The 25,275-nt window shown below is 50.9% G+C and carries 22 protein-coding genes; 9 read left to right on the top strand and 13 right to left on the bottom strand.

Annotated features, from left to right (window positions below; translation table 11 throughout):
* Nucleotides 1–69: 69 nt before the first annotated feature.
* Entirely contained in the window at nucleotides 70–981 is a 912-nt protein-coding gene (locus tag K3T83_RS48170; protein WP_220211109.1) for an SDR family oxidoreductase, read from the top strand.
* 152 nt (nucleotides 982–1,133) lie between these two features.
* On the opposite strand, the gene K3T83_RS48165 is transcribed toward K3T83_RS48170, so the two are convergent.
* Complete coding sequence (locus tag K3T83_RS48165; RefSeq protein WP_220210286.1) at nucleotides 1,134–2,054, bottom strand: LysR family transcriptional regulator; 921 nt, start codon at nucleotides 2,052–2,054, stop codon at nucleotides 1,134–1,136.
* A gap of 184 nt (nucleotides 2,055–2,238) precedes the next feature.
* On the opposite strand from K3T83_RS48165, the gene K3T83_RS48160 reads away from it, so the two are divergent.
* Entirely contained in the window at nucleotides 2,239–3,168 is a 930-nt protein-coding gene (locus K3T83_RS48160; RefSeq protein ID WP_220210285.1) for an alpha/beta hydrolase, read from the top strand.
* Nucleotides 3,169–3,308: 140 nt separating this feature from the next.
* Here K3T83_RS48160 and csx15 read toward each other — a convergent pair whose 3' ends face one another.
* On the bottom strand, nucleotides 3,309–3,794 hold the full coding sequence (gene csx15 / locus K3T83_RS48155; protein ID WP_236065232.1) for a CRISPR-associated protein Csx15: 486 nt from the start codon (nucleotides 3,792–3,794) through the stop codon (nucleotides 3,309–3,311).
* Nucleotides 3,795–3,922: 128 nt separating this feature from the next.
* Between csx15 and K3T83_RS48150 the strand changes: the two genes are divergently transcribed.
* Both K3T83_RS48150 and K3T83_RS48145 read left to right on the top strand, forming a co-directional pair.
* Nucleotides 3,923–5,113: a CRISPR-associated protein Csx3 gene (locus K3T83_RS48150; RefSeq protein WP_220210284.1), complete on the top strand. Its 1,191-nt coding sequence runs from the start codon at nucleotides 3,923–3,925 to the stop codon at nucleotides 5,111–5,113.
* Nucleotides 5,114–5,654: 541 nt separating this feature from the next.
* Nucleotides 5,655–6,563, top strand: a complete 909-nt coding sequence (locus K3T83_RS48145) for an ROK family protein (RefSeq protein WP_220210283.1) — start codon at nucleotides 5,655–5,657, stop codon at nucleotides 6,561–6,563.
* Nucleotides 6,564–6,686: 123 nt separating this feature from the next.
* Here K3T83_RS48145 and K3T83_RS48140 read toward each other — a convergent pair whose 3' ends face one another.
* Together K3T83_RS48140 and K3T83_RS48135 are read right to left on the bottom strand one after the other, a co-directional pair.
* A complete protein-coding gene (locus K3T83_RS48140) occupies nucleotides 6,687–7,442 on the bottom strand; it encodes a hypothetical protein (protein WP_220210282.1) in 756 nt (251 codons plus the stop codon).
* 200 nt (nucleotides 7,443–7,642) lie between these two features.
* A complete protein-coding gene (locus K3T83_RS48135; RefSeq protein WP_236065231.1) occupies nucleotides 7,643–8,131 on the bottom strand; it encodes a pyridoxamine 5'-phosphate oxidase family protein in 489 nt (162 codons plus the stop codon).
* 354 nt (nucleotides 8,132–8,485) lie between these two features.
* On the opposite strand from K3T83_RS48135, the gene K3T83_RS48130 reads away from it, so the two are divergent.
* Entirely contained in the window at nucleotides 8,486–9,067 is a 582-nt protein-coding gene (locus K3T83_RS48130) for a dihydrofolate reductase family protein (protein ID WP_220210281.1), read from the top strand.
* Nucleotides 9,068–9,160: 93 nt separating this feature from the next.
* Here K3T83_RS48130 and K3T83_RS48125 read toward each other — a convergent pair whose 3' ends face one another.
* The 8 genes from K3T83_RS48125 to K3T83_RS48090 form a co-directional block, all read right to left on the bottom strand.
* The gene (locus tag K3T83_RS48125; protein WP_220210280.1) at nucleotides 9,161–9,547 is read right to left on the bottom strand and encodes an ester cyclase; all 387 of its coding nucleotides are present in this window, start codon (nucleotides 9,545–9,547) and stop codon (nucleotides 9,161–9,163) included.
* 56 nt (nucleotides 9,548–9,603) lie between these two features.
* Complete coding sequence (locus tag K3T83_RS48120; RefSeq protein WP_220210279.1) at nucleotides 9,604–10,857, bottom strand: helix-turn-helix domain-containing protein; 1,254 nt, start codon at nucleotides 10,855–10,857, stop codon at nucleotides 9,604–9,606.
* A 374-nt stretch (nucleotides 10,858–11,231) separates the two neighbouring features.
* Nucleotides 11,232–12,062 (bottom strand): hypothetical protein, encoded by an 831-nt coding sequence (locus tag K3T83_RS48115; protein ID WP_220210278.1) that lies wholly within the window; start codon nucleotides 12,060–12,062, stop codon nucleotides 11,232–11,234.
* Nucleotides 12,063–12,523: 461 nt separating this feature from the next.
* A complete protein-coding gene (locus tag K3T83_RS48110) occupies nucleotides 12,524–13,861 on the bottom strand; it encodes a phenylacetate--CoA ligase family protein (RefSeq protein WP_220210277.1) in 1,338 nt (445 codons plus the stop codon).
* Nucleotides 13,862–13,934: 73 nt separating this feature from the next.
* A complete protein-coding gene (locus K3T83_RS48105) occupies nucleotides 13,935–14,600 on the bottom strand; it encodes a TetR/AcrR family transcriptional regulator (protein ID WP_220210276.1) in 666 nt (221 codons plus the stop codon).
* 105 nt (nucleotides 14,601–14,705) lie between these two features.
* The gene (locus K3T83_RS48100; RefSeq protein ID WP_220210275.1) at nucleotides 14,706–16,085 is read right to left on the bottom strand and encodes an extracellular catalytic domain type 1 short-chain-length polyhydroxyalkanoate depolymerase; all 1,380 of its coding nucleotides are present in this window, start codon (nucleotides 16,083–16,085) and stop codon (nucleotides 14,706–14,708) included.
* A 516-nt stretch (nucleotides 16,086–16,601) separates the two neighbouring features.
* Nucleotides 16,602–18,038 carry a glutamine synthetase family protein gene (locus K3T83_RS48095; protein ID WP_220210274.1) on the bottom strand — a complete coding sequence of 479 codons (1,437 nt, stop codon included), beginning with the start codon at nucleotides 18,036–18,038 and terminating at the stop codon, nucleotides 16,602–16,604.
* 262 nt (nucleotides 18,039–18,300) lie between these two features.
* A complete protein-coding gene (locus tag K3T83_RS48090; RefSeq protein WP_220210273.1) occupies nucleotides 18,301–19,215 on the bottom strand; it encodes an AraC family transcriptional regulator in 915 nt (304 codons plus the stop codon).
* Nucleotides 19,216–19,404: 189 nt separating this feature from the next.
* On the opposite strand from K3T83_RS48090, the gene K3T83_RS48085 reads away from it, so the two are divergent.
* Entirely contained in the window at nucleotides 19,405–20,352 is a 948-nt protein-coding gene (locus K3T83_RS48085) for an LLM class F420-dependent oxidoreductase (protein WP_220210272.1), read from the top strand.
* 347 nt (nucleotides 20,353–20,699) lie between these two features.
* The gene (locus K3T83_RS48080; protein ID WP_220210271.1) at nucleotides 20,700–21,632 is read left to right on the top strand and encodes a hypothetical protein; all 933 of its coding nucleotides are present in this window, start codon (nucleotides 20,700–20,702) and stop codon (nucleotides 21,630–21,632) included.
* Between the two features lie 94 nt (nucleotides 21,633–21,726).
* Here the strand turns inward: K3T83_RS48080 and K3T83_RS48075 are convergent, their stop codons facing one another.
* Nucleotides 21,727–22,065: a hypothetical protein gene (locus K3T83_RS48075; RefSeq protein WP_220210270.1), complete on the bottom strand. Its 339-nt coding sequence runs from the start codon at nucleotides 22,063–22,065 to the stop codon at nucleotides 21,727–21,729.
* A gap of 368 nt (nucleotides 22,066–22,433) precedes the next feature.
* Between K3T83_RS48075 and K3T83_RS48070 the strand changes: the two genes are divergently transcribed.
* Nucleotides 22,434–23,708 (top strand): hypothetical protein, encoded by a 1,275-nt coding sequence (locus K3T83_RS48070; protein ID WP_220210269.1) that lies wholly within the window; start codon nucleotides 22,434–22,436, stop codon nucleotides 23,706–23,708.
* 567 nt (nucleotides 23,709–24,275) lie between these two features.
* Nucleotides 24,276–25,274: a LacI family DNA-binding transcriptional regulator gene (locus K3T83_RS48065; protein WP_220210268.1), complete on the top strand. Its 999-nt coding sequence runs from the start codon at nucleotides 24,276–24,278 to the stop codon at nucleotides 25,272–25,274.
* The last annotated feature ends 1 nt before the right edge of the window (nucleotide 25,275 follow it).

Below are 25,275 nucleotides of genomic sequence, written 5' to 3'. Positions count from 1 at the left end.
TTCGTGGATACATGCATTATGCGGCCACCTCATCGAAACCCTGAATACACATTTAATGGAGAAATTACCATGAAAGTTTTTGTTACCGGCGCGACAGGATTCATCGGCTCTGCCGTCGTCCGCGAACTTTTAGCTGCTGGACATCAGGTGCTTGGCCTGGCTCGCTCAGACGCAACCGCAGCAGCGTTCACCTCTGCTGGCGTGGAGGTACATCGCGGCTCACTCACTGATCTTGACAGCCTGCGAAGCGGAGCGATAGCCTCTGACGGTGTCATCCACCTCGCGTTTAACCACGACTTCTCGGACTACCAGGGTGCTGCGCAAACGGATCTGCGTGCCGTCGAGACGATCGGAGCAGCGCTGGAAGGCTCCGGCAAGCCGTTCGTGATCACCTCGGGAACATTGATGCTCACATTCTTCCTCCCGCAGGGGCGTCTCGGAACGGAGAAGGACGTGGCCGACGCCGGGTCGGTCGCCCCCCGGGTCGCATCGGAGAACGCGGCAATCGCGCTAGCTAAGCGTGGCGTGCGCTCGTCAGTCGTGCGGCTTTCACCGTCGGTACATAGCGAGGGCGAGCACGGTTTTGTCCCGGGCCTCATCAACATTGCTCGCGCGAAAGGAGTCTCCGGCTACATCGGCGATGGGTCCAACCGCTGGCCCGCTGTGCATAGGCTCGATGCCGCGCACCTGTTCTGCCTGGCGCTGGAGAAGGCTCCGGCGGGATCAGTGCTGCACGGGGTCGCGGACGAAGGTGTGCCGACACGCGCCATCGCCGATGTGATCGGTCGGCACCTCGATCTCCCGGTGGTCGCTATCTCTCCTGAGAATGCAGGCGAGCACTTCGGCTGGCTGGGGACCGCCATCTCAACGGACAACCCAACGTCGAGCGCGCTGACCCGCGAGTTGCTGGGGTGGCATCCTGTGCAACCTGGTCTGCTGGCGGATCTCGACCACGATTACTACTTCAAGAACGAGAAGTGATGCTCAGGCTGGTTGGTCCAATCAGTGCGACAATACAATCTGATATCGCGTGAGCGCCTCTCCGAAGTGGAGCGGTTCCTGGACGATTCCACTCCACTCCACTTCGGAGAAGTGCTCACGCGATATCAGACACCTTCGACAGTACCTAAATGCTAAGAAGGTGTGATAAGCGCTTTTTCTTGCTTGCCAACGTGTTGGGAAACTTCCCTGGCAATGTTTAGAAAGTTCTTGACGAAAGGCGAGGAGTTCTCTCGCTTCCAGGCAACGGCATACTCAACTGAAGCAGCAGGATCAATGAGTGGTCGATAGATCACTTCATCCATGCGTAATCCACTCAGACAGGCCGAAACTAACGCAACTCCCACTTCTGCCGCAACTAACCCAATCACCGCCTGCTCAGAGGCCGCTTCCTGGACAATGCTGGGGCTAAAACCAGCTTCCAGACATAGCGCCATAATCTGACTGTAGATCAACGACCTTTGTGTGCGTTCATACATCACAAACGGTTCCGGTGCGAGGGCACGCAGTGGAATCTGTGTCAGCCTCCCAAGTGGATGGCTTTTCGGAATGGCAACTGTTGCCTGCTCACACAGGACCGTCTCATAAACCAGTTCGGAAACGTGCGCCCCCTGCACAACAAGACCAACATCTAAAACCCCCTCTAACAGGTGCTCTTCGAGATCTGGGGAACACAGTTCACGCAACGTGACCTGCACAGTAGGAAAGCGCTCACGAAAGAGACGCACGGCTGCGGGTATCAAATTGTAGAGGGCAACGCTCACATAGCCAATCACTAACGATCCCGTTTCTCCTCGCTCTGCACGCCTGGCTGCTTCAACACCTAGATGCAGGTGTTCAAGCGCGGAGTTGACTTCGGTGAGCAAAGCATGGCCCGCATCAGTCAATTCAACCCGGCGTGTGGTACGCTTGAAAAGCGTCACCCCAAGTTCTTCTTCTAATTGTTTGATTTGAAAACTTAGAGGTTGTTGGGTCATGTGTAATCGCTCAGCAGCACGAGCAAAGTGCAGTTCTTCAGCGACAGCTACAAAATAGCGCAAGTGACGAAGCTCCATGTGAGATTCTCCTTCCTCCTTGACAAAGAGCAAACGGCCACGTCTTCGTTCCTGATATTATGTATGCTCTATGTGTTAATAAGACCGGAATAAGTGTTGGACAGGAGATAGTATATCTCGTATAGTGTATCTCAACAAGAGGGAGGAGCCGGTTCTCCCTCAGTAGATATCAAAGGAGATCCAAATGAAGCGTATCGATGTCACATTTGCTTCTCAGGGAAGCCGTTGCGCAGCCTGGCTGTACCTTCCTCCATCAGGATCAGCCCCCTTTCCTTGTGTTATTCTTGCTCATGGCCTGGGAGCGACTCGTGAACTGCGGCTGGATGCCTATGCTACATGTTTCGCAGAGGCTGGGCTGGCGGCTCTTGTTTTCGATTATCGCTATTTTGGGGCGAGTGAAGGAGAGCCACGCGGCCTGGTCGAAATTTCTAGCCAGCTTGCGGATTGGGCGGCTGCCATAGCGTATGCCCGCGCTCACAAAGACCTCGATGCAAGGCGTATTGCTTTATGGGGAACATCGCTTGGAGGTGGACATGTCATTGTCGCGGCTGCTCACGCTCGCGGCCTGGCTGCTGTGGTGTCCCAGAATCCCTTTACTGATGGCCTCACAAACCTTGCTTCTGCCAGACCTTTTGAGATGTTACCGCTTCTGAGAGTGGCCATCAAAGACCAGTTTCAAAGATGGTTGAGGCAACAACCATCTTTAGTGAAAGTAGACGGCGCACCTGGCGAATTGGCGATGTTCACCTCATACGACTCTGAAACAAACCAACAATTCCTGGTACCTGAAGGCGTCCAATGGGGGAATCAGATTAGTGCACACGCACTTTTACACCTGCTGTTCTACCGTCCGGTTGTCTATGCATCTCATGTACAGTGTCCTCTGCTCGTCTGTGTGGGAGACCGCGACGTAGCCGACTCGCCTCAAGCGGCCCTCAAGACCGCGCAGACTGCACCACGTGGCGAAGTTCGGCGATACGATTGCGGCCACTACGATTTCTATGCAGGAAAGATCTTTCAACAAACAGTGGCTGACCAGTGTAGCTTTCTCGTGCGCCATCTTTTAAAAGAGAGCAAGCAAGTTCAAGATGATGCCGAGTTACCAATGCAGTGACGAATATTACTCACCGCATGAAAATCCCGGTGCCAACCAATTGATAAGCCCTCCAGTGAAATTTATAGAGCGTGATGGGGCAGGGAGCCTATCACGCTCTCCGGCCATTATAGCTTCTCGTTCTCAAGCCTGCGATACAACTATCGACGTTTGCGGGCAGCTTCGCGTACAGATTGTAAGTTCAGCAATTCTGCCACTTCATAGCTTGTGACCGGACCAGACTTTGAGCGGATGCGAATCAGCGCGGGAAAGTGTCCAATGCGCCCATGCAGTTCTGCCAGCAGGACGAGAGCAGCCGGGGCATAGCCGGGCGGGTTAATCAGCAATGGGCGCGTCTGCCACTCCTCTGAGGCGACACCAGCGGCATCAACAATCGCAGCAATCTGCGGTGCCAGCGACTCTTCCTGATCGATCTGCACAGGAATGGTACGAACCTCATCGATAGCGACGCCCGCTAAAGCCTCGATCTGGGCTTTGTGGGCGTCGGTGAGCGGGTGGGTGAAGTTGAGTATGAGCATTACGGTATCTCCAGTACCTTCTTTCCTCTCTATGCGGTCAGTCTTCTCAGCAAGGAGAATATCATCCTCTTCTTGTGGTTGTATCCTCAATGCGCTGAATAATCTCATAGGTTCTTCTGATGTTTTTTGCAATGAAAGACGAGTACATGGGGATACTCCGGCATCATGCCACTCCTCTCACATTTCAAACCAAAAAATACACTTGCTCCAATACACTACCAGGAGGATAATCAACGATGAATTTATTGCCTGCCGTGCTGGTGGGCGGACCACCACATGCCGGGAAATCAGTCCTGTTCTATCGTCTCACTCAAGCGTTACGAGAGCGAGGCGTTTCCCATCACGCAATCCGCGCCTGTCCCGATGGCGAGGGCAACTGGTTTCAAGAAGGTGATCCCGACGCCGTGAGTTCGATCCGCGTGAAACTGACTGGCGAATGGCCAGCTTCATTTGTTCAGCGCATCAGCCAGGATCTAAAACACCGCCGCCTCCCCTTTCTCGTTGATATGGGTGGTGATCCTCGCCCTTCCCAGGAAAGCCTGTTTCGTTATTATACCCATTCCATTCTGCTCCTTCGCCTCGATAAACCCGAATACATCTGGCGCTGGCAACGTCTTGTTGAAGAGCACAATCTGTTACCGCTTGCCCGGCTCTTCTCACAACGAGAAGGCACATCCACGATTATGACGCAATCACACGTCCTGGAGGGAACATTGACTGGATTAGAGCGTCACCTTGTGAAAGCTGAATCAGGGCCGCTCTTTGACGAACTGGTTGAACGGCTCGCCACGCTTTTCTGCTCCTATAACCTCGATGAGATACGACTGTCTTATCTTGAACAGGCACCCGCTGAACTGGTATTAAACCTGGATGAGGCATTAACAGCTTTTACGCGTACGTCATCGCGCTGGGAGCCAGATCAGCTCCAGCCATTTCTGGAGAGTCTCCCCTCGCAAACCCCTCTCGCGGTCTATGGGGTTGGTCCCAACTGGCTCTATGCTGCTCTCGCAGCGTATGCACATCCACATCCGCTGCATCTTTTCGATCCCAAATTGCCCTTTGGCTGGGTTCAACCAGTAGAAGTGAAAGCTGGTGAGGCGTCCTCCTCCGAAATACATATTGAGACATACAGCAATGCATACGCCAGCGTTCTCTCCGTCACCTTTCCCACTGATCGACTTGAATACCTTCAGCCCGAACCGCTGGCCTTGCCGCATGTACCAACCGATAAAGGATTGATTATCTATGGAAGGCTGCCATACTGGTTGTTAGCTGCTGTAGTTTGCTTCTACCGGGCAACAGGAGTTCCCTGGATTGCCCCTTTCTACGTTCAGTTAAAGCAAGCTGTTGTTGTGTACGATCGTACAGGAACATACCATCCCGGCCATCTTTTATCGATGCCAGCATTCTCAAACGGGAGAATATGATTAATAGTATACCAGACGTTAGAGAATAAAGAACATTATCATAGGTAAAATTTGCTAATCGACGAGGAATGCCGAAATGAAGAATAGAGCGAACAAACATCTGCCTTTCTGAAGCCACACAGACACTTCGTTTCTATCATCTCGCAAGATAGAGGTAGATCTTCTTGCTTTCTCTCAATTACCTATGTGCTCTTCTACCATGCTTACACCCCAACACCCGGTACAACTAATGCACACGTTTCAATGTACCATTTCACTATACACATTGTCTGAAATCATAATTACCAATGAAGAGGAGAACGATATGCTTGACAAACATGAAGGCCGAGGCAGAAAACGATCAAAATAGAAAACAAACGATCAAATGAGAGAAGATATTTCCCTTGACAAGAAAAAGGGATGGCGTTTATAATCAAAACGAAAGAAAACAATCAAAAATCGATCGCCAATCTGATTGTTTATGAGCGATATTTTTACATATCCCTCATCAGAGCATCCCTGGTTGTTGGATTGCCTTCTCTATGAAAGGTGGGTTAACCCTATGCAGGAAAGCCCTGCTGGTTTTGTCCTGGGAATTGATCTTGGCGGCACAAAAATGGCGCTCGCAACTGCTCATGCCGATGGAGCGATCATACATCGACAGGTGATAGCAACCCTTGCCGGTCAAGGAGCGGAGCAGGCCATTACCCGGGTGATTGCGGCTGGTCAACAGCTCATAGAGCAAACTCAGGAAGAGTTGGGAGAAACACTCGTTAGCGTGGGAATCTCTACTATGGGCATTACGTTAGAGAATAGGGTGCTGCTGGCTCCCAATGTGCCGGGATGGGATCGCCTTGAACTTCCTCGCCTGGTGAGACAGGCTTTCCCCACAAATGCAATACGGATCGCCAATGATGTTAAGGCAGCAGCGGCAGCAGAGTTGCGCTGGGGAGCCTTAGTGGGGGCCAATATCGGCCTCTATCTCAACCTGGGAACTGGTCTGGCTGCGGCTCTGATCGTAGGGGAGCGTGTGATCGAGGGTGCGCATGGTGCCGCCGGTGAGATTGCCTACAACCTGCGACACTTGCACGAGGAGACAGGCTTCCATCATCAACGCGCGCCTTTGGAGGAATTTCTTGGAGGCAGAGCGATTGGCGAACGGGCGCGTCTTCAGTTCGAGGGAGTATCTACCGCTAGAGAGATCTTTCAACTCGCACATACCGACGCGGCGGCACGTGCGTTTGTGGAGGCCACCCTCACAGAACTTGCCTTCCATATCACGAACCTGACTATTGCACTTGATCCAGAGCGAATCGTCGTCGGCGGCGGACTGATGGCCTCTCAAGAGATTATATTACCGCGTCTCGATACATATATAAAACGCTTTGTGCCTTTCCCACCAATTGTGCTGGCGGCACATTTCACGCAGGATGCAGGACTTATGGGAGCTATTGCTCTGGCACTGGCATAATCAGCGAAGAGATGCCGTAAGCGCGGGAAACGACCAGCCAGATCGCGCAGGAGCAAAGACGCTCCACGACGATCAACCAACCCAACCGAATGCGCCTTGATGGCCAGGAGCGGCCCAAACGTATCAACCAGGAGAGGTCGTTTGCGGCCAGAGATTTTTTCCCCATCGAAGCCGCGCTCGCTGCCTCGCACGAGACTGCTTTTGATCGATTGACGGCTCGATAATGGCTGTACTCGGTTCTTCCACTGCTGATGGTTCTTTAGCTCTATAGTCTTTTAACTTATCCAATAGAGCAGCTTCTAAATCATTAAGATGTCCATGTTGTCTGGAAGAATCTTCTACCATTTTACTCTCATGTGAGGCCTGTATATTTTTAAGATCATTTATCATGCTATCATATAATTCTTTATATTCTCCAGGCTCCTGATATTTAACATTATCTAACACACCCTGTATTAAGATTTTTTCTTTCTTTGCCGCTTCTACTGTTTCTAGCACATCAAGTGCTTTGTTGATTGCCTGGTTAATCGCCAGGAGCTGACTGAGACCTAACAGATCTAGCCTTTCCAACTCTTCCCTTTTAAATGCGTCTATCTCGGCGTCAACTTCAGGGAAAACCATTGCGAACAAATCATTCTTAAGCTTTTGAAATCTCGCTTCGAGCTTTCTTACCGCCCCGGCATATGCATCTCTGCTTGCTTGGGTGGTAATTTTTACTTGATTTTCCCCCTGCTCAGCGGCAGCGACATCTGATACGGTTCCAAGTATTCTTCCTCTCGCATTGACTAGCTTCTCTTCCCATCTGTAAGCATCAGAAATGGGAGAATCGCCACCATTCTCAAATCTCCTCTTATCAGTAAGGTGTTCATATCGGAACACGGTAGCAAGCTCCTTTCTCTCGGCCAATGATCCTCAACCTTTTTCTCAACACTCATCAGTCTACTGGTATCAGTGCTTCTTTTGATACCTACAGAGGGACAATCTGGCCGATTGGGAGTTCATTGCCACCCATTGCACAAGGGAAAACATATGGTAGTCTTCCTCATCCTCGCCGCGAGCCGCCTCACTGCACAGGAAACTCAGTGCATATCCAGTTTGACATCCTCTCCTATCTGCTTTGATCCCTTGCTCACAAAAGAAAAGATGCCCCTGTTCCCACCAGCCTCCTGCCAGTATTCAGCGCTCTCTACATGGACTTTGAGCAAGGCCAGGGAGGGATCATCCGGTCCAGTTGGCAACCAGGGCTGATAGGAGGACTTCCACAGCTTTTTGATCGCTGCTTGATCGTGAAGCAGTTCGCCAGCCCCCGACACCGAGATGAACCGGGTCTCATCAGGTTTAACGTAACTGATGGCAACCTGCCGATGGCGCTCTACTTCTCTCACCTTGGGGGCTGTCTCCATCGTTAAAAACCATAGATCGCCGTCAAACTCCCTTTGCGGTGCCATCATCGGACGACTGTGCATGGTGCCGTCATCCTCCATCGTTGTCAACATCGCAACTTCGATCCCTTTGATCTTTTCCCACAATAGCTCTCTATCAGTCTGATGCTTGGTCTTATGGCTCATTATCGTCTCTCTTTCTCCTCGCAGTATTCCTCATCCTGAGAGAGTTCTACAATCCTTTTGCGTCTGCTTTCTTCACGCTGGAAACAGGCCGTCAGATCCACGAAAAGCCGAACATCAGGAATATAGAGGCGGCAAACTGGGAGTTGGTAATTTCTCTATTTCTTGCTGGCTGCTGCAAGAACCATCTACCCCGGGCAAGATTGGAGAAGTTTTTGCTGTTCACATATGCTATGATGAGCGAGCCAGATAACCGCAACTCAGATATGGATGAAGCATCATACAATTGGTGTGGCAGTGATATGGTGAGTTATTCTGTGACAAATCAAGAAATTATTGCTCGATATGGAGAGAAACATGCGGAAGATAGTTGTATCAGAGTTTGTGTCGTTGGACAATGTCATACAAGCGCCTGGAGGCGCAGAAGAAGATACCGAGGGGGGCTTCACGCACGGCGGGTGGACATGGCAGTACTGGCACGATGACATCGGCGCGCACTTCTTTGAAGCAATGAGCCAGAGTGATGCGCTGCTTCTGGGGCGCAAAACATGGCAGATTCACGGCGGAGCATTTGAACCAATGCCAACCGGTGATCCCTTTGGCGATGCCATGAACGCCATGCCAAAGTACGTGGTTTCCACAACGCTGACAACGGCCTCAGCCTGGCGCAACTCGACGTTGATTAGCAACAATGTTGTCGAGGAAGTACGCGCATTGAAAGCACAACCTGGCAAGAACATCCTCATGGATGGCAGCAGCGTGTTGATTCATATCCTGGTCGAGCACGATCTGATCGACGAATATAGCCTGTGGGTGTACCCGGTTGTCCTCGGCAATGGCAAGAAGCTGTTTCCTGAAGGGCTGCACGTTTCTCTACGCCTGCTCGAATCCAAACCGCTCCCATCAGGCGTTGTACTTATGCGCTACGCACGAGCATAATGGGCTGCTGGCTCTGCAATGATCCAACAAGGCAGGGACACAGCAGGCTTGCCGTCTCTCGATCTGGCAAGCCTGCTGTGGTGAGCCATCACGCTACAGTTGAGCTTCAATGGCTGCCTTATCAATCACTGACCAGACTTGCCAGATCTTCTCGCTCCGAAATGCATAAAAGACATTCTCGGTAAAGGATACCCTCTTCCCGTTGACACGGAGTCCAAGAAACGTTCCCTTTGGCGTGCAGTTGAAGCTCAGTCGGCTTGCGAGATAAGGCGGATCGGAAATCAGCAGTTGAATGTCGAAATACAGATCCGGTATGGCATCAAAGTCTCTCTCCAGCATCTCGCGATACCCTTCTCTCCCGATCCGCTGCTCATTGTAGGACACGTCCTCATGAACAAACTGTTCCAGCTTCGACCAGTCTTGCGTATTCAGGCGGGCAATGTAGCCTCGGTAGATATTGGCAAGGTTGCTTTTCATCATGGCAACTGCTCCTGTGTTGCTCTCATACTAAAGTAGCACAAGGTAAAAATTCTGCCTTAGCCACTATAGCCGAGTTGATGGGCCTGTTCATAGGCTGCAAGAGCTTCGTTATGACGCCCCATAGTGTCGAGGGTATCCCCTTTGCTCTTGTGGGCATATGCGTAGTTAGAATCGAGGCGAATCGCCTGCTCGTAAGCTGCCAGAGCCTCTTCATAATGTTGCAGACTATTGAGGGTATCCCCTTTGCTCTTGTAGGCATATGCGTAATTGGAGTCGAGACAGAGCACTTGCTTATAGGTGGTCAGCGCTTCCTCATAACGCTGCAAGCTATGTAATGCATCGGCCTTGCCCTTATAAAGATAAATGTTGTTTGGATCAAGGCGCAAAACCTGTTCGTAGGCGCTCAGCGCTTTTTCATAGCGTTGCAAGCTATGTAATGCATCAGCCTTCCCTTTGTGGGCATGAATGTTATTTGGATCAAGGCGAATCGCCTGTTCGTAAGCTGCCAGCGCTTCCTCGTAGCGCCGCAGGCTGTGTAATACATCGGCCTTACTTATATGGGTATCAGCATTATTTGGGTCAAGGCGAATTGCCTGTTCGTAAGCTGCTAGCGCTTCCTCGTAGCGCCGCAAACTGGAAAGAATGATCCCTTTGCCGAGATACCCCGGAACATTGTTAGCATTCAGGCTAATTATCTTCTCATAAATAGTGAGAATATCTTCAGATTGCTGTAGATAGCTGTTTCTCGCTACGGGAAAAGTGAGTTGAAGTTCTGCGCTATTCCCTAGCTGTAAAAGATTTTGCGTGAGTGCCTGTAAAAGCAAGTCTTTTTGTTGCCCATCAAGATTCATGCCAGGATAGAGCATTGTGATCATTTTGTTCGCTGTCTGAAGGGCATAATCAATACGCTTCTGTTCGATCTCCAGATGTTTTTCCTGCAATTCGAGCGTTTGCTTTTTGATATCCAGATCGAGTTGCGCCTGTCTTCTTTCTCGCTCACTCTCTTGCTCATCCAGCGACGTTTCAGCATTGCGCTTCTCATCGGCACTCTTTGACCGGCTCCGCACGCCATTGCTTTTCGTTATTTGCTCAAGCTTCTGAAGATCATCCGCTGAATGAGCGTTTCTTTGCAGCAGATAGCTTTCCACCTCGTCTGCGCGGAATTTCCAGCGCCTTCCTATCTTGATTGCCCGAAGTTCTCCATCGCCTTTTGCTATCATGCGATAGACCGTTCTCGGACTGACATGTAATAGCTTTGCTACAGCAGGAATATCGAGCAATTCTTCTCGCCCTGAATTGAGATCATCCATAAGTCATACCTCTTCTTTACATTATGTTTCTTTCAAGCCTAACATTAAAATTCTTTTTTTGTCAATATTACACATTTGTCTTCATTTTTTGTGACATTATTGCTATTATTCGACGATGAAATGTAACAACCAAAACAGGGAATCCTCCCCGTTTCGTAGTCGCGCGATAAATCGCGCTCAGCCCGCTTTCTACCTGCGTTGATGGCTACGAGCGCGATTTATCGCGCGACTACGAAACAGGAATCACCAGGTTCGTTATTGCCAAGTTGGACATAATGGCAATATTCAGCTTGATTTATTTGACACTATGACATAATTGATAGGAGGTGGACAAAACCTCCTATCGCACGTACACCCATCCAGTATGCCCAGGGCTACGATTTCAGCATAAACGAGATGCTATCAGCGAAGCCGCTATTGGCGCTGTTGTTAGCAGCGACACGGACATTGGGATCAACTGAGATGGTGAGTGTAACCACAGCATAGCGCGTTCCAGCGGGGATCTGGTTGCTTGTGGTGCGCTTCCATAAGCCTGTCGCCTGGTCTGACTGATGATTATTACCGCTTGTCACAGGCCCAATGTGAGCCGGGCTACCCAGATCTTTATGGCTGGCGTCCTGAAACTGCACCGAGATCTCAGCCTGGTTTGAAAAGGTGCCCCAGCTTCCCAGATAGCCAGAGAGCGTATAGGAGAGCTTGCCCGTGTCCACTACGAGAGCCAGCGGGGTAAGATCGATGCTCTGCGTCGCCGTCGCCAGGGCATCCGGGCCTCCATCTGGCCCTCCGGTAAAGTAATTCTTCCCGTGATCATCCGGCCTGGGATCACCCTCACCCACTGCACCTATCGTCTGACCAGCCACATAGGGGAACACCGTCAACGTTCCCTGCCGTGTCCAGCCTGGCAACTCTTTGACGACTTGCTGCTCAGCGGTTCCATCAGGATCTCCTGCCGATCCCACTTCGGCATCGCCATTGACAATGAGGTTGTGTTGCAGGTATTTCGCCAGATCAGAGGGAACGGTGGGTGAGGCAGCCGGGGTCTTGTTTGACGATCCTGGCTGCGGATCGACGCCAGGAGGCTGTGGGCTGCATGCTGTCATCAGACTGAAGGCAAGCACACCAACAACGATGAGAGCGCGTGTGGAGAACGCTGTAATTGGATGCAGCACACTATGTATTGGGGCACTGCTCCGCACGAGTTCCATTCCTGTGCTCCTTTTCATAACGGATAACCTCTCTGCAAGTTGTCTGCTCGTCTAGACGGCAAGACTGGCCTGCTGATGGATAGGCATAAAAACATACGAATCCCAAAAAAATGCACTACAAATGCCGATAGACTCACCAGGTAAGAACGTGTGACAATGAAGAAAACTTTCCCTTGAAAATCCTCCTGCTATCCTATGTGGTATATATCAAATTTTATACAAGACAAACGTAGAGATTCATTGCTTTTTGTGGATGGGTTATATAATTCTATTTGTTCTGATAATCTCACATTTTTGATAAAAACATTCGTCTATTTAAGGAGCAAAAGGCAGAAAGTGCGATTCAAAGCAATCGTTGCCTGGGGAGTTCTTTCACTCTGCCATGTCCCCAGAAGCTCCCCAGAGATAGGGGGAAGAGAGCTTTCGCATCTCCGCTCCCCTTTCACTTCAGGCCTGGTAATTCATATATTGGATTTCACTAAGGGGGTTTTGCCAGCAATAGTTTGAGGAATGGTATCGACCCGTTGCACCTGAATTGGTGGAACCACCGCTTTCTGGGCCATCAATGCGCTCTCGACCTGACTCTCAACCTGAAAGTCATCGAGCATGCCATACACACGTGCCAGAAGAACGTGCAGTCTATTTGTCTCCTGCACTACCTGCCATCCACTGACCGGAAGCGTGTCTAAGAGGTTGTGGAAGAGGAGAGGGTGAATGGATATCTCGCCACCGCCTGCTCCGGGGAAAGTGAGCACTTCCTGAAGTCTGCCCTCAATGGCGTCGATGAGTCTGAAGGGTCTCCCACATGGGCATGGTTGGCTGGAGAAACGCACACGATCTTCTACCACATAGCGTATCAACGGTTGCGTGCATTTGTAGAAAGGCGTGACCAGGAGCCGGTCGCCAAAGACTCCGGGAGGGACTGGCTGATTATTCTTGTCCACATTCTCGACCAGCAACAGGTCTTCCATCACATGCATTCCGCAATGCTGGTCGCACTCAATCGCGATTCCACCTACCTCGGTCGTAGCATAGTTGTTAAAGATGCGCTGCCCCCACGCCTGCTCGATGCGCCGCCGCGTCTCTGCGGTCAACACTTCAGAGCCGACCATCACCGTCTGTGGGGCGATCTTGAGACGCCCGGTCAGTTGTTCATCAGCCAGGATGCGTCCCATCGATGCGTAAACAATCAACAGGTCTGGCTGCCAGTCGTTCAGACGGCCCACCATACTCTCCAAAGGTTCAGTCGCAGCCAGCAATAACGTCGGCAGAAGCAGGTTCTGAGAGGATGTTCCTCCTTGAGACGACATGTGGAAGGTGGTCGTCGAAGCGATCTGGGCCATTTTCCTTTTGTGGAAGAGACTGAATGGCATGGGGGTGCGTGCGAAAGCGGCCCCCATTATCGCCGCCCACTCGTCCTTGCTCCAGAGCACCACAGCGGGATGCCCACTACTTCCAGAAGTGGCATTGATCACATAGCGTCCGAGAAAAGATTGGCTCCTCTCCTCATCTTGCATATACTTCTCGATGTCCGCAAGATGTACAGCTTTATCAGTGACGAGGCTATCAAACTGCTCCATCATCTGAGCTTTGGTAAGCGCTGGCAGTTGATCCAATGGAGCGTCATAAAACCCGGCGTGGAAACGCTGGTAGAAGGGCGAGTGCTCATAGGCGTGCTGACGCAAGCTATGTATCATGCGTTTCTGGTGTGCTTCCAACTGCTGACGGTTCCAGCTATCCTGTGAGGTAAACTGCCTCTTTTTCATGATCACATTCAGCATGAACCTGATATCAACCATAACGATTCCTTTCCTTGATCTCTGTTGGTAGCTTGTTCATGAACAATTTCGCCCACTCCCTGCCCTTCCTTTCTCAGTCCTCGAATCTTCCCATGATTCCTGCCACAACAAAATCTGTCAGGTAGTCCCGTGCCTGTGCCAACGCGCTCGTAGAGGAAAGATCCACATCAGGAAGTAAGGTCTGGTAGAGGGGAAGTGAGAGCAGGTACACCTGGCATAGCTGCAAAAGCATTGTAAACTGGATAACAGGCAAGAAATCTGAGCGGAGCAGTCCGGCTTTGCGAGCCTTCTGAAACAGTATCTCGAACTGGTCCGTATACTCGGGTGGGAAGCGCTCGGCAATCTTCGTGAAAGTCTGCCAGCCTTCGGCCATCTCCCAGGTCAACATGCGCATGAAGCGCGGATGCGCGAGCAGATAATCGAACAGGGTTTGCACCATAGTAGTGAGGAAGTGCCTCCATTGGTGCGCCTGGGTGGGCGCGCCCGTGTCTTCTAGCAAAGGGGCAAAGGCGACCGCCATAAGTGCATGGGCTTCCTGCTCTGCGCGTTTGAGCACCTCGGCGTAGAGGCCCAGCTTATCTCCATAGTAGCGAAAGAGCAATTTTTTATCATAACCGGAGAGGTGCGCGATGATATCAACCCGCGCACCATCAAAGCCATGCTCCGCGAAGACGATCTCCGCCGCCTCCAGAATCGCATCACGGCTGATCTCTCCCCGCTTTTTTTCTGCTTCAGACATGCGCCTCTCCTGCATCTTGTATGTTGTCACCAATTAGTGACAGTCACCAGCTAGTGACAGTGTACAAGATGCAGAGAATGCTGTCAAGGGGACTGCTAGCTGGCGTTAAGCAACGGTACAGCTTACACCATTCAAGGTAAACGCAGACGGATCGGTATTACTCCCGTTCCAGGCACCGTTGAAGCCAAAGTTAGTACTGCCACCTGACGCAATCGTCCCATTATAGGAGAGATTGGTTGCGGTGACGGTGCTTCCCGACTGTGTGCCGCTGGCGTTCCAGATCTGGGTGATCGTTTGCCCATTGGGGAACGTCCATTTCAAGGTCCAGCTATTGATAGTGCTGGTGCCGGTATTATTGATAGTTACGCTGGCTCCAAAGCCACCTGACCACTGACTGCTCACGGCGTAATGCACGCTGCATGTGCTCCCGCCCGCAGTGGCTGTTGGCGTTGGCGTCGTGCCAACCGTAGCAGTTGGAGTTGTACCAACCGTTGGTGTGGGAGTGGAGACCGAAGTACCATTCAGCCCCATGAACTGGATCGCATACGTCGCCATCCCACTCAATGGGAGGGAATGCCCCACCCCCTGGACGCTGATCCCCTCAACTGGCGCGCCAATCCCAGTGCTGCCGTAGCGGGTGCGGGTCCAGCCTGATTGCGGACTATCGGTGAAGGACGGAGTCTGACTGACACCCAGAACATCAGTCCACTGCTTGATTTCTTCCCCAAAATTCGCATAGTTTAGTGTGGTGTCGGCGGTGCCGTGCCAGAGCTGCATGCGCGGTCGCGCACCAGTGTAACCGGGATCAGCTGCCCGTACGAGATCTCCCCATTGCTGCGGGGTCATACTTGTCTGGCCATTGGCACAGGCACTGTTCCATGTTGACCCGCTGGTAGCGGAGGCTGCACCGGTAGCGAAGCAATGATATGGTACGCCCATAAAAGCTGATCCCGCTTTGAACACATCCGGGTACTCGGCCAGCATGACGTTAGTCATCATGGCACCGGAAGAGGCTCCGGTGACATAGACATTGTTCGGGTCGCCATTGTTGTGCTGCTCGACGTAGGTGATCATCGAGATGAGTCCCGTATTGTCGCTGCCACCATTGCGGGCCAGACCCTGGTTCGAGTATACATCCCAACACTGCCCGCTGCGAGTCACCGATGGGAAGATAACGATAAAACCATACTGATCTGCGAGGTTGGCAAATTCAGTACCCGAGAAGAAGGCTGGCCCGGTGCCGGTACAATAATGCAGCGCTAACAGAATCGGCGAGTGTGGCTTGACACTGGTTGGAACGTACAACCACATCTGCAATCCGGTGGGGTTTGTGCCAAAATTTGTCACCTGGACCAACGAGGCCGAGGCTGCACGAGCCGTCGATGGAGGCAGTTGTACAGTCCAGGCGGTGACAGCAAGCAGTCCCAACATCAAGAGACTTGCAACAAGAGAACGAAGAAATCTGGGAGAACTGCGCAAAGACATAATGAACTCCTTTTCAACGCGCTACATACTATAGCGCCAATCTTCCCCGGCGCGTCCTGCACCGGGCACTCAGCAGCGTATCCTTCCGCTGCTATTGGTCAGGCATGTTGCCTTCTCTCATCACGTTTGCAAACGCTTGCAACTAGATATCTCGTCGCAGTCGAGCGATTGATCGCGGAAAACTTGTGGTGTGATTCCCCCGCGATCAATCGCTCGACTACGGCAGAAGGGCAGCTTTATCAAGCAGATCAAACATACGGAGCAAAGTGCATGGTCACATGCCTACTGCATAGTATACAGTTCAGAGATCGGAGAATCAATCCTCTGCATCGTTTATCAGTTTTATCTTATCATACCTGCAGCCGCCCGGCGAGCGGCAAAACCATGAAATGCGATGCAGATATTGTGTGGAGAATTCATGAAAGCGCTTGCAAAACATCCAGCGAAGTAAAGGATGATTGCAGCGCTTTCATGGCTGACTCCGGCTATGATTTGGAATTCATGCTCAACCGCAAATTAGAACATGTTCCATAAAGCCTGGTTTGTGACTTCATGGTGATAAATAATCTCCGAAGTTTTAATCTGCGTTCCCAAAGCTCTGGGACTTCGATCAGCTGCCATCTGCTTATAAGAGAGATATTTCTCAACGTTTGTCTCACCCAGAACTCTTCTCATCAGATGACTTCCTTCAAAGTACTCTATTGCCTCTTGAATGGTTCCTGGCAAGAGCCGTACGTGCTCGCTTCCCTCATGCTGACCAGACAAGGGATCTCCATTCAATCCTGTCTGCAACAGCGTGTACAGAAGAAGATAGGGATTGGCATCTGGTGCAACAGAGCGAACTTCGATTCGGGCCGTTTTTTCATTTCCTACCGGGATACGAATCATTGATCCTCTGTCAATCGGTGATACCTGAATCTGGTTTGGTGCCTCAAAATGGGGATCAAGCCGACGATAGGCATTCACGCTGGTATTCAAGACCAGACACATCTCCTGGGCATGGTTGAGGATACGAGCAATGAAATCTCGTGCCTGAGTCGAGAGATATTCTTCCCCGTCTCTATCGTAAAAGATATTTTTACCATGCTTTGCCAGAGATATGTTTGTATGCATACCGCTTCCGTTAATCCCCATAACCGGTTTCGGCAGGAAGGTGGCGGTCATTCCCAGCGTATTGGCAACCTGTCGGCAGATCAGCTTGTACAGTTGAATCAGATCAGCCGTACGGAGGGCATGGGTATAGGAAAAGTTCATTTCAAACTGCGACGGAGCTACCTCTGGATGGTCCTTTTCATTTTTGAACCCCATCGCTCGCTGTACCCCTGCTGCGGTATCGATAAATTGGCGCAACGGATCTCTGGGCAGTGAATGGAAATAGCCCCCACGTGAGATCATCTGGAAGCCCGTATTCTCGTCAAACCGCTGCTCTGCATTGCTTCCCTCAACAACAATCCCCTCTACTTCTGCTGAGACATACGCAGTCAATCCTTCCTGGCGGTCCAGTTCGCGCAAATATTGCTGAAGCAATCCTCTAAAGTCAGATTCATACTGACCTCCACTTCGATTGAGGACATTAGCAAATAGCATCACCTTTCCTGCCCCGAAGAGATCTGCTGGAAGCCATAAAAAGCTCGTCCAATCAACCTGTAAACGCAGGTCTGATTCATGCTGCGAGGTAAATCCACGAATGGAAGAACCATCAAACGTCAGGTTATCAGCCGAAGCAAGCAGAAATTTCTTGTCATAATCCAGCATATGGAAACGACCTTCAAGGTCGGAAAAACAAAGCGTCACCGCTTTTACATGCTTTTCCTTCTCCAGATATGCTCGATATTCCTGCTCCTGTTCCTCAGCGGAAACTGTATCACGTTTTTCCCTCGCCGCGAGATTTAACTCTTCCAGCTCATCATAAGGGATGGTCAAAAGATGTTTCAGGGGTGACTGATCGCTCATAACTTCCTATCCTTCATCCTCTACCATAGAGAAACACGAACAGTCAGCATCGAATATCCGTGGAACTAGACATGTTGGGGAGCATATGCTTTGGCAGCTTGCATCATCAAGAAATCGAAGGAAATCTATCAGAAACTGTCTTACCAGTATAGTGTACCAACATACAGAAAAACTATCACATTTTTTTGAAATTATAATGATGCTCGCTTGCTTTGTCAAGGTTCTCTAAGGCTGCACCGATTGACACTGCAATAAACGATGGTTATCCGAGCTTGCGATACCTGGCCGGGGTCATGCCGACTTCTCGCTTGAAGGCTTTGTGAAAGGCTACCGCCGATTCATAACCGAGCAACTCTGCGATTTTTTCTACTCCGATGTTGTCCCTGAGCAAGCGTGTTGCTCTGCTCATGCGCCAACGAGTGAGATACGTGATAGGAGGCTCCCCCACAAGCTGGGTAAAGCGAGCAGAGAATACCGAGCGGGAAAGGGCCACCGCCTCTGCCAGCTCCTCGACCGTCCACCGCTGTTCGGGCGATTGATGAATCAGGCCAAGAGCTGTACTGATAGACGGATCGCGTAGCGCCGCTACCCATCCCTGAGAAGATGCCGATTGTTGCTCAACCCAGGCTCGGATCACGTGAATGAAGAGCAATTCGGTTAATCGCCTGAGCATCACTTGCGTACCGAGCCGAGGCGTGGCCGCTTCACGTGCGATCAAATGCACAATCTCGGCAAAGCCCGGCACTGTACAACCCTGCTCTGCGGGAATATAAATAACCTTTGGCAAGCTGGAGAGCATGGGAAAAGCGCCGGGACGCTCTAGATGGAACGCGCCACAGAGGACACTCATCTTTGACTCATCGGGCGCACTTGCAAAGCCTTGATACTCGCGTTGACCGTCATAGTCCACATGCAGGACTTGCTTCAGAGGGGAGGTCAGTTCGTCACAGATCGAGTGAGCGTTCCCGAAGGGGAAGAGCAGGACAGATCCTCCTTCGACTCGCAGAGGCGTCGGGTCATCTGCGAAAGAGAGATAGCCGCTCCCGGAGCCGAGCAGATGAAAGATCATATCTTGACTGGCTGCAAAGTCATAGCGCCAGGGAGGTGTCAACTCCCTACGCGCAGAGATCCATCCTGTTAGTTCAAGTGCATTGAGCACATCTGTAAGTACATCCATGCCATTCTCCCCTTTCGAGACGATCAGACAATTATTCAGGATAATATAGCATAGATTACTTCAACGTTCAAGGATATACTTTGCCCATCGAGAAGATCACTGAACAGCGCAAGAGCCGTGCCGTGAACATGCATTTTGAAAAACAGCCTGCTGAATACGGCTCTCGCGTTAGCAAAGAACGAGGTAAAGATGTCTCTCAAATATGGTTTCTACCTTCCCCTGGGATTTACGCAAGAACTGGCTGGCATCAAGAACCCGGTGGAAGCGTATGAAACGCTGACTCACCTGGCGCAACTAGCTGATCAGTCCGGTTATGATACGATCTGGCTCCCGGATCATCTGACTACGGCTCCTCCATCGCAAGCAATGCTCTTTGAGTGTTGGACATTGGCAGCAGCGGTGGCACGTGATACGAAGCGGGCGCGCATTGGGCAATTGGTGACAGGAAATAATTACCGCAACCCCGCATTACAGGCAAAGATGGCTTCAACTCTCGATGTCCTCTCGAATGGACGACTCACCTTTGGTATCGGAGCTGGCTGGTACGAACCCGACTATCGCGCCTATGGCTACGAGTTTCCTGATGGACCTGAACGCCTGCGCCAGTTGCAAGAAGCGGTGCAGATCATTCTGGCTATGTGGAAAGAGGAGGAAGTTACATTTGAAGGGAAATATTACCAGGTTCGGGGCGCGATCAATCAGCCCAAAGGGGTGCAACAGCCACATATTCCTTTGATGATCGGCGGAAGCGGTGAACAGGTGACGCTCAAGCTGGTGGCGCAATATGGCGATATCTGTAATCTACAGGGCAACCTTGCCACGCTGGAGCACAAGTTAGCAGTACTCAAACAACATTGTAAGGCCGTTGGACGAGACTACGAGAGTATTCATCGTTCGGCCCTCACGCTCTGTATCATTGGCGATACAGATGAACAGGCCAGAAATCTGATCCCAGGATGGGCAGAGAGCGTTTTCCCTGGAGATGTCGCGTCATATGGACTCGTTGGCACCATTGAAACCATTCGTCAACGTCTCGCCGCTTATGAGGCGGCTGGCATCCAGGAGCTGGTACTCTACTTCCTGGACGTGACCCGGGAGGATGACGTTCGCCGTTTCGCCAGAGAGTTTATCGCGTGAATCGAGCATAAGCAACAAGCAATAGGGATCAGATGGCTCCCTATTGCTTCTATCTATAAGGCAGGAGCGGATCGATGTGCCAGCTCCATTCGACAAAAGAGGCTTGACAGGGCATGGATGCGCCAGTAGGATAGACATAGATAGAACGAGAGGAGAAGCGTACCGTGCCCAGATCAAAAACTGTCTATGATAGGGAATCGCCATCTATCAATAGTAAAACACGCAAATCTTATTAAAAGCTGATGCAATAGTAAAATTATCTAGAATCTATCTGGGGACTAGTATGCAATAAAACGAGTATGGACGGAAGCCTTAGAAAGAACAGATTTCAACCTCCTGAGGGAAGCATGGAACGGACGAACCGTAGCCCTTCCAACTCGCCTGAAGCAGCCGAGCGCTTTCGACGAAGTTTGTATGAGTCTCCTGATCATCAACCGGGACAGCACGAGCTGAACGAAGGCGAAAATACTCAGTCATGGCTCACAGCAGCACAGGAAGGATTTCGGCGCTTTGAGCGATCATATCGCGATGGTGATGTCCACTGGAAACGTTTCTTAACTCAAACAACTTTGGGGAAAGAACTCCAGGCAGTCTTTCTTGGCGTAAAACCGCTCATGACGATATATCGCCATGAAATTCATGATGAACAAATGGTGGATATGATCCTTCGTAATGCAAAAGATGATCTTTCTGTGTTAGATCTCCGCCCTATGGGTTATGGTTTGAGAATTTTTTCAGAAAAAAACGTCGATAAGGTTCTAAAGGCCCATCCCTACTATTTCCCAACGTATGACAGTGCATCTTCCATATCTTCATATCTTTCAGAATTAGGGCGACAACCAGTAACCCAACAACCGGAACACCTGGACATCCAGAGAGGATTGCTTCATGGATTTCCTTTACAGGCTTCAGAAGCCTTTCCGAAGTATCAAGAGGCAAGAAATACACTCTTCGATCTCATTGAAGCATTCCCAGAAAATTCGGAGAAGAAACATTTCCTGCAAAAGTATTTCGACACTCGCAATTATAATGATGTCAATGCTTTTCGGGATACCAATCAAAAGGAGATGCGCGAAATCCTTAACACCCATTTGCCTTCTATGCCTGAAGATGCCAAACAACATATTCTCAATTTGAGATATATACATGCTCCTGGTATCCTCTATGTATCAGATCGCCCGACTTCTCCAGAGAATCAAACATTGATACAGAGAGTCCGGAATATCTTTCAATTCTCAGGAATGAATGATTTTTTGCAGACGATTGGTATCTTATTTTGAAGTCGTAGTGGAGCGATTTATCGCGGTGGTAAAACCACACCACAGGCCACCCCACCGCGATAAATCTCTCCATGTTCATCCTCCTTTCCATTATTCACTCCGACGTTTCGTTGTATGGCAGTACGGAAATATTGACATCCGTCAGCAGATATCGTTGACCAGTGAGTACCCACAATCCGTAGAGGACTTGCATGGCGACCACTGGTTGCACGGGCTTCCCTTGCAGCGCCATCGCGCGCACCGTTACTATTGGGAGACGAGCGGCACGGGCAAGGAAGACCGTATTGACAGAGTGTGTATTCAGCAAATCGATCAGCCCGGGTTTGTGGGGTGCTACCCCATCTTTGATGGCGGAGAGACCTCGTTGTGCGGCGATATGTTCGGCCTTGGTGTGAGCGAGGATACGCGCCACCTCACCAGGGTTGTCTGTCATACTACTGATCCTCCTTTGTCTCCATAGAGAAACATGATGGTGCGCAAGCAAGCGCTTGAAAAATCCAGCCAGAGCGACGGGCAAGACAGAAGAGTGGCGCGACGCCCCGGCTGTGCCTTGCGGATTGGTGATATCTGTGGAGAGGTCGATGGAAAACCCGAAAGACATCGCCTGCCTTGTCGCTCTGCACCCACGCGAAACGACAAGACCCACTACGGATAATACTTGATGTGTAATGGAAAAGAGACGAACTACTTTTGTGAGTCACAAAAGTAGTTCAGCAAGAAATGAAAGATTTGTCATGTTACAGGCAATAAAAAGGAGTATGATAGAAGTAACGACCAACAAAGGAAGAGAGGCAGGCAGTAATGGTATACTATTGGTGGTCTCGTTATGGAAATTTTCCAGCGGGTATGTACAATTTACCGCATATGGGAAAAGTCATCTCGTACTATCGCCAAAGGCGCTACAGCACACAGGATGCTTTTGCTATCGCGTGTGGTGTCGAAAAGCGCACTGTCCAGGAATGGGAAACGGCCATCATGACAAACGATACAGGACGCCGTATCTTCCTCGCTAAGATGCTCAAGATCCCAGTTGCTCTTTTAGGATTGGATTGGCACCAAGTTTCTGATGATCCACATGGAGCATATCAAGACCCCATCTCATCGCTACAAGAGATGATCGAAAAAGATGCTTTCTATGTCTATGAAGATGTACTTGTCATGGGCAATGAGTACATTTATAATGGCGGATCTCTAGATATTGTTTACCGGGTGGATCGCCGATTAAGAAAGCTAGAAGCTATTGCCAGACATGCACGATCCAGCGACAAGGAAGCCTGGATGATGCTCTTGTGCCGATTTTATCAACTTTCCACACGTATGAAACAGCAGATTTTATTAGACGCGCATGACGCATCAAAACATGCCCAAAAAGCTATCACGCTGGCGACAGAGTTGAATGACCCCGAACTATTGGCAGCGTCACATGTTCACGCTGCATGCACCTACGATCAGCAATATGAGTCTACCAATGATTCAAAATCGCTTAAAGCTGCTCAAACAGCAATCGCTCAAGCGCAGAAGTATCTAGGGAAAATCCCGAACGGCCCGCTCAAGGGGAATATTTACCTCGAGTCAGCAAACATCAATGCGCCTTTTGCTCTTCATGATCCCTCCCTACAAAGTCAATGCCGAAAGTGGCAAGACCAGGCTACTGTCATGCTTTATAAAGGGCAAGTGGAGCCAGACGCAAGCTTTATGCGTTTCAATCTTGCAGCGGTTAATCATGAGAAGGCAAAGGTACTACTCCAATTCGGCACAAAAGACGGCAAAAAAATTAGTAGTGAGAACGCCAAAGAGGTACGTAACAAGCTCAAAACCGCGTCATCTATACTTCCTCCTAATCTTGCTATGTGGCAAGTCTGCTTTCAGGAAACGGAGGCACGTTTGTACTTGGCAGAGCATGATATAGAAGGGTGCGTGCATACCGCGAAACTAGCCTTAGCCAATGCTAAGGCCATGCATTCAAAGACAGAAGAAGAGAATATCAAAAATCTGCATGCTGATTTGGTACAAAGTGGGGTGAAAAGTCCATATATTGACAACCTGGGGGTAGAACTTGGAATCTTCCCTGATTAAATTTAGGATAAGTCACTGTATCGCCCTGGCTCCCATATCGAGACCAGGGCATCGCTTTGCCCTCAATGTCCACACAAATTATTACGAAACCCATGCAACATCTTGATAATCCATGATTGGTGCATCCGGCAGGAATGGCTGTAGGTGCAGAGAATGTTGGGTTTTCCGTAGCGACAAAGGGGAGGCGTGGAGGGGCTGTGGGGGCCTTGCGCTTGTCGCTCTCGCCACACCGTTTGTCGCTACGGATGGGGGGAGATCCAACATCCTCTGTTTCTTCACCGCCGTTTGTCTGTTTCCCGATCCCAGCGACCCAACGGCGACAAGCGCAAGGCCCCCACAGCCCCAGCCCTGCCACTCCTTTGTCGCTACGGATGGGGATAGCCGTCTCTCTGCCCAAAACATTTGCCGGATGCACAAATGATATCGTCGTCAAGTGATAATGAATTCTCACAAGCAGGAGCGGATCGATGTGCCGGCCTCCAGTCAAAGTACTTCGACAAAAGAGCTTGACAGGGCATGGACGCGCCAGTAGGATAGGCATAGATAGAACGAGAGGAGAAGCGTACCGTGCCCAGATCAAAAACTATCTACGATGTCGCTACCCTGGCCGGGGTCAGCATCTCTACGGTCTCACTCGCGCTGAACGCTCCAACGCGGGTCAGCACAGAGACGAGGCGCAAGGTATTAGAGGCCGTTGATGCGCTCGGCTTTGTTCCTAAGCCAGAGGCGGTTGCCAGAGCGCGCCGGGGAGTAGGACGGGTTGGTGTCATCGCACCATATACCTCATACCCATCCGTAGCGCGACGCCTGAACGGAATACTCCACGCTGGCAGTCAGCACGAGCAGGAAATCGTCCTGTTCGATCAGGAGTCGGCAGCACAAACTACTTCACCGCTGCTCTCCAGCCTGCCTATCACCGGACGACTGGATGGTCTCATCGTCGTGAGCTTGCCACTGGACGAGGCTGCCGCCAGACGCCTCACAGACCTGCGGCTCCCCACCGTGTTGATCGATACCCACTATTCCGGCTTCGACTCCGTTTCCACATCCGACTCCACAGGCGGTCGGCTCGTCGCTGAACATCTCGTGGCTCGCGGACATCACCGCTTTAGCTTCCTGGGTGAAACCCAACAATCTCTCCTGTATGTCTCACCAGCACAACAACGGCTCGCTGGCTACCGGGCTGCTCTGTCGGAAGCGGGCTATCCCCTCTCGGAAAACAATGTGCGCTTCACAGCACACGGCATCGGCCCTGCCTTTGAAGCTGCCAGGCACCTGTTATCAATAGAACAACACCCAACCGCCATTTTCGCTAGCTCCGACACGCTCGCAGCCGGGGCGCTGAAAGCTGCACACGATCTGGGCCTCGCCGTTCCAGGCGGCGTGGCTATCGTTGGTTTCGATGACGGAGAACTGGCTGAAGCCCTGAATCTCACAACGGTACGCCAGCCTCTGGAGGAATCGGGTCGGGCCGCAATGGAGCGCCTCCTCCAACAACTTGACCAGCCTGGCACGGTTCGTGAGGTAGCGCTGGGATTGGAGTTGATCCTACGTGGGACGAGCTGAA

The sequence above is a fragment of the Reticulibacter mediterranei genome, assembly GCF_016587455.1.
This window is presented reverse-complemented; position numbering and strand designations above follow the sequence as displayed.

Coding starts and splice junctions, on each gene's coding strand:
- K3T83_RS48160 (WP_220210285.1), top strand. CDS start 2,239: ATGAAGCGTATCGATGTCACATTTGCTTCTCAGGGAAGCCGTTGCGCA.
- K3T83_RS48150 (WP_220210284.1), top strand. CDS start 3,923: ATGAATTTATTGCCTGCCGTGCTGGTGGGCGGACCACCACATGCCGGG.
- K3T83_RS48070 (WP_220210269.1), top strand. CDS start 22,434: ATGGTATACTATTGGTGGTCTCGTTATGGAAATTTTCCAGCGGGTATG.
- K3T83_RS48075 (WP_220210270.1), bottom strand. CDS start 22,065: ATGACAGACAACCCTGGTGAGGTGGCGCGTATCCTCGCTCACACCAAG.
- K3T83_RS48085 (WP_220210272.1), top strand. CDS start 19,405: ATGTCTCTCAAATATGGTTTCTACCTTCCCCTGGGATTTACGCAAGAA.
- K3T83_RS48090 (WP_220210273.1), bottom strand. CDS start 19,215: ATGGATGTACTTACAGATGTGCTCAATGCACTTGAACTAACAGGATGG.
- K3T83_RS48105 (WP_220210276.1), bottom strand. CDS start 14,600: ATGTCTGAAGCAGAAAAAAAGCGGGGAGAGATCAGCCGTGATGCGATT.
- K3T83_RS48145 (WP_220210283.1), top strand. CDS start 5,655: ATGCAGGAAAGCCCTGCTGGTTTTGTCCTGGGAATTGATCTTGGCGGC.
- K3T83_RS48095 (WP_220210274.1), bottom strand. CDS start 18,038: ATGAGCGATCAGTCACCCCTGAAACATCTTTTGACCATCCCTTATGAT.
- K3T83_RS48130 (WP_220210281.1), top strand. CDS start 8,486: ATGCGGAAGATAGTTGTATCAGAGTTTGTGTCGTTGGACAATGTCATA.
- K3T83_RS48115 (WP_220210278.1), bottom strand. CDS start 12,062: ATGGAACTCGTGCGGAGCAGTGCCCCAATACATAGTGTGCTGCATCCA.
- K3T83_RS48110 (WP_220210277.1), bottom strand. CDS start 13,861: ATGGTTGATATCAGGTTCATGCTGAATGTGATCATGAAAAAGAGGCAG.
- csx15 (WP_236065232.1), bottom strand. CDS start 3,794: ATGAGATTATTCAGCGCATTGAGGATACAACCACAAGAAGAGGATGAT.
- K3T83_RS48135 (WP_236065231.1), bottom strand. CDS start 8,131: ATGAGCCATAAGACCAAGCATCAGACTGATAGAGAGCTATTGTGGGAA.
- K3T83_RS48120 (WP_220210279.1), bottom strand. CDS start 10,857: ATGGATGATCTCAATTCAGGGCGAGAAGAATTGCTCGATATTCCTGCT.
- K3T83_RS48080 (WP_220210271.1), top strand. CDS start 20,700: ATGGAACGGACGAACCGTAGCCCTTCCAACTCGCCTGAAGCAGCCGAG.
- K3T83_RS48170 (WP_220211109.1), top strand. CDS start 70: ATGAAAGTTTTTGTTACCGGCGCGACAGGATTCATCGGCTCTGCCGTC.
- K3T83_RS48165 (WP_220210286.1), bottom strand. CDS start 2,054: ATGGAGCTTCGTCACTTGCGCTATTTTGTAGCTGTCGCTGAAGAACTG.
- K3T83_RS48100 (WP_220210275.1), bottom strand. CDS start 16,085: ATGTCTTTGCGCAGTTCTCCCAGATTTCTTCGTTCTCTTGTTGCAAGT.
- K3T83_RS48125 (WP_220210280.1), bottom strand. CDS start 9,547: ATGATGAAAAGCAACCTTGCCAATATCTACCGAGGCTACATTGCCCGC.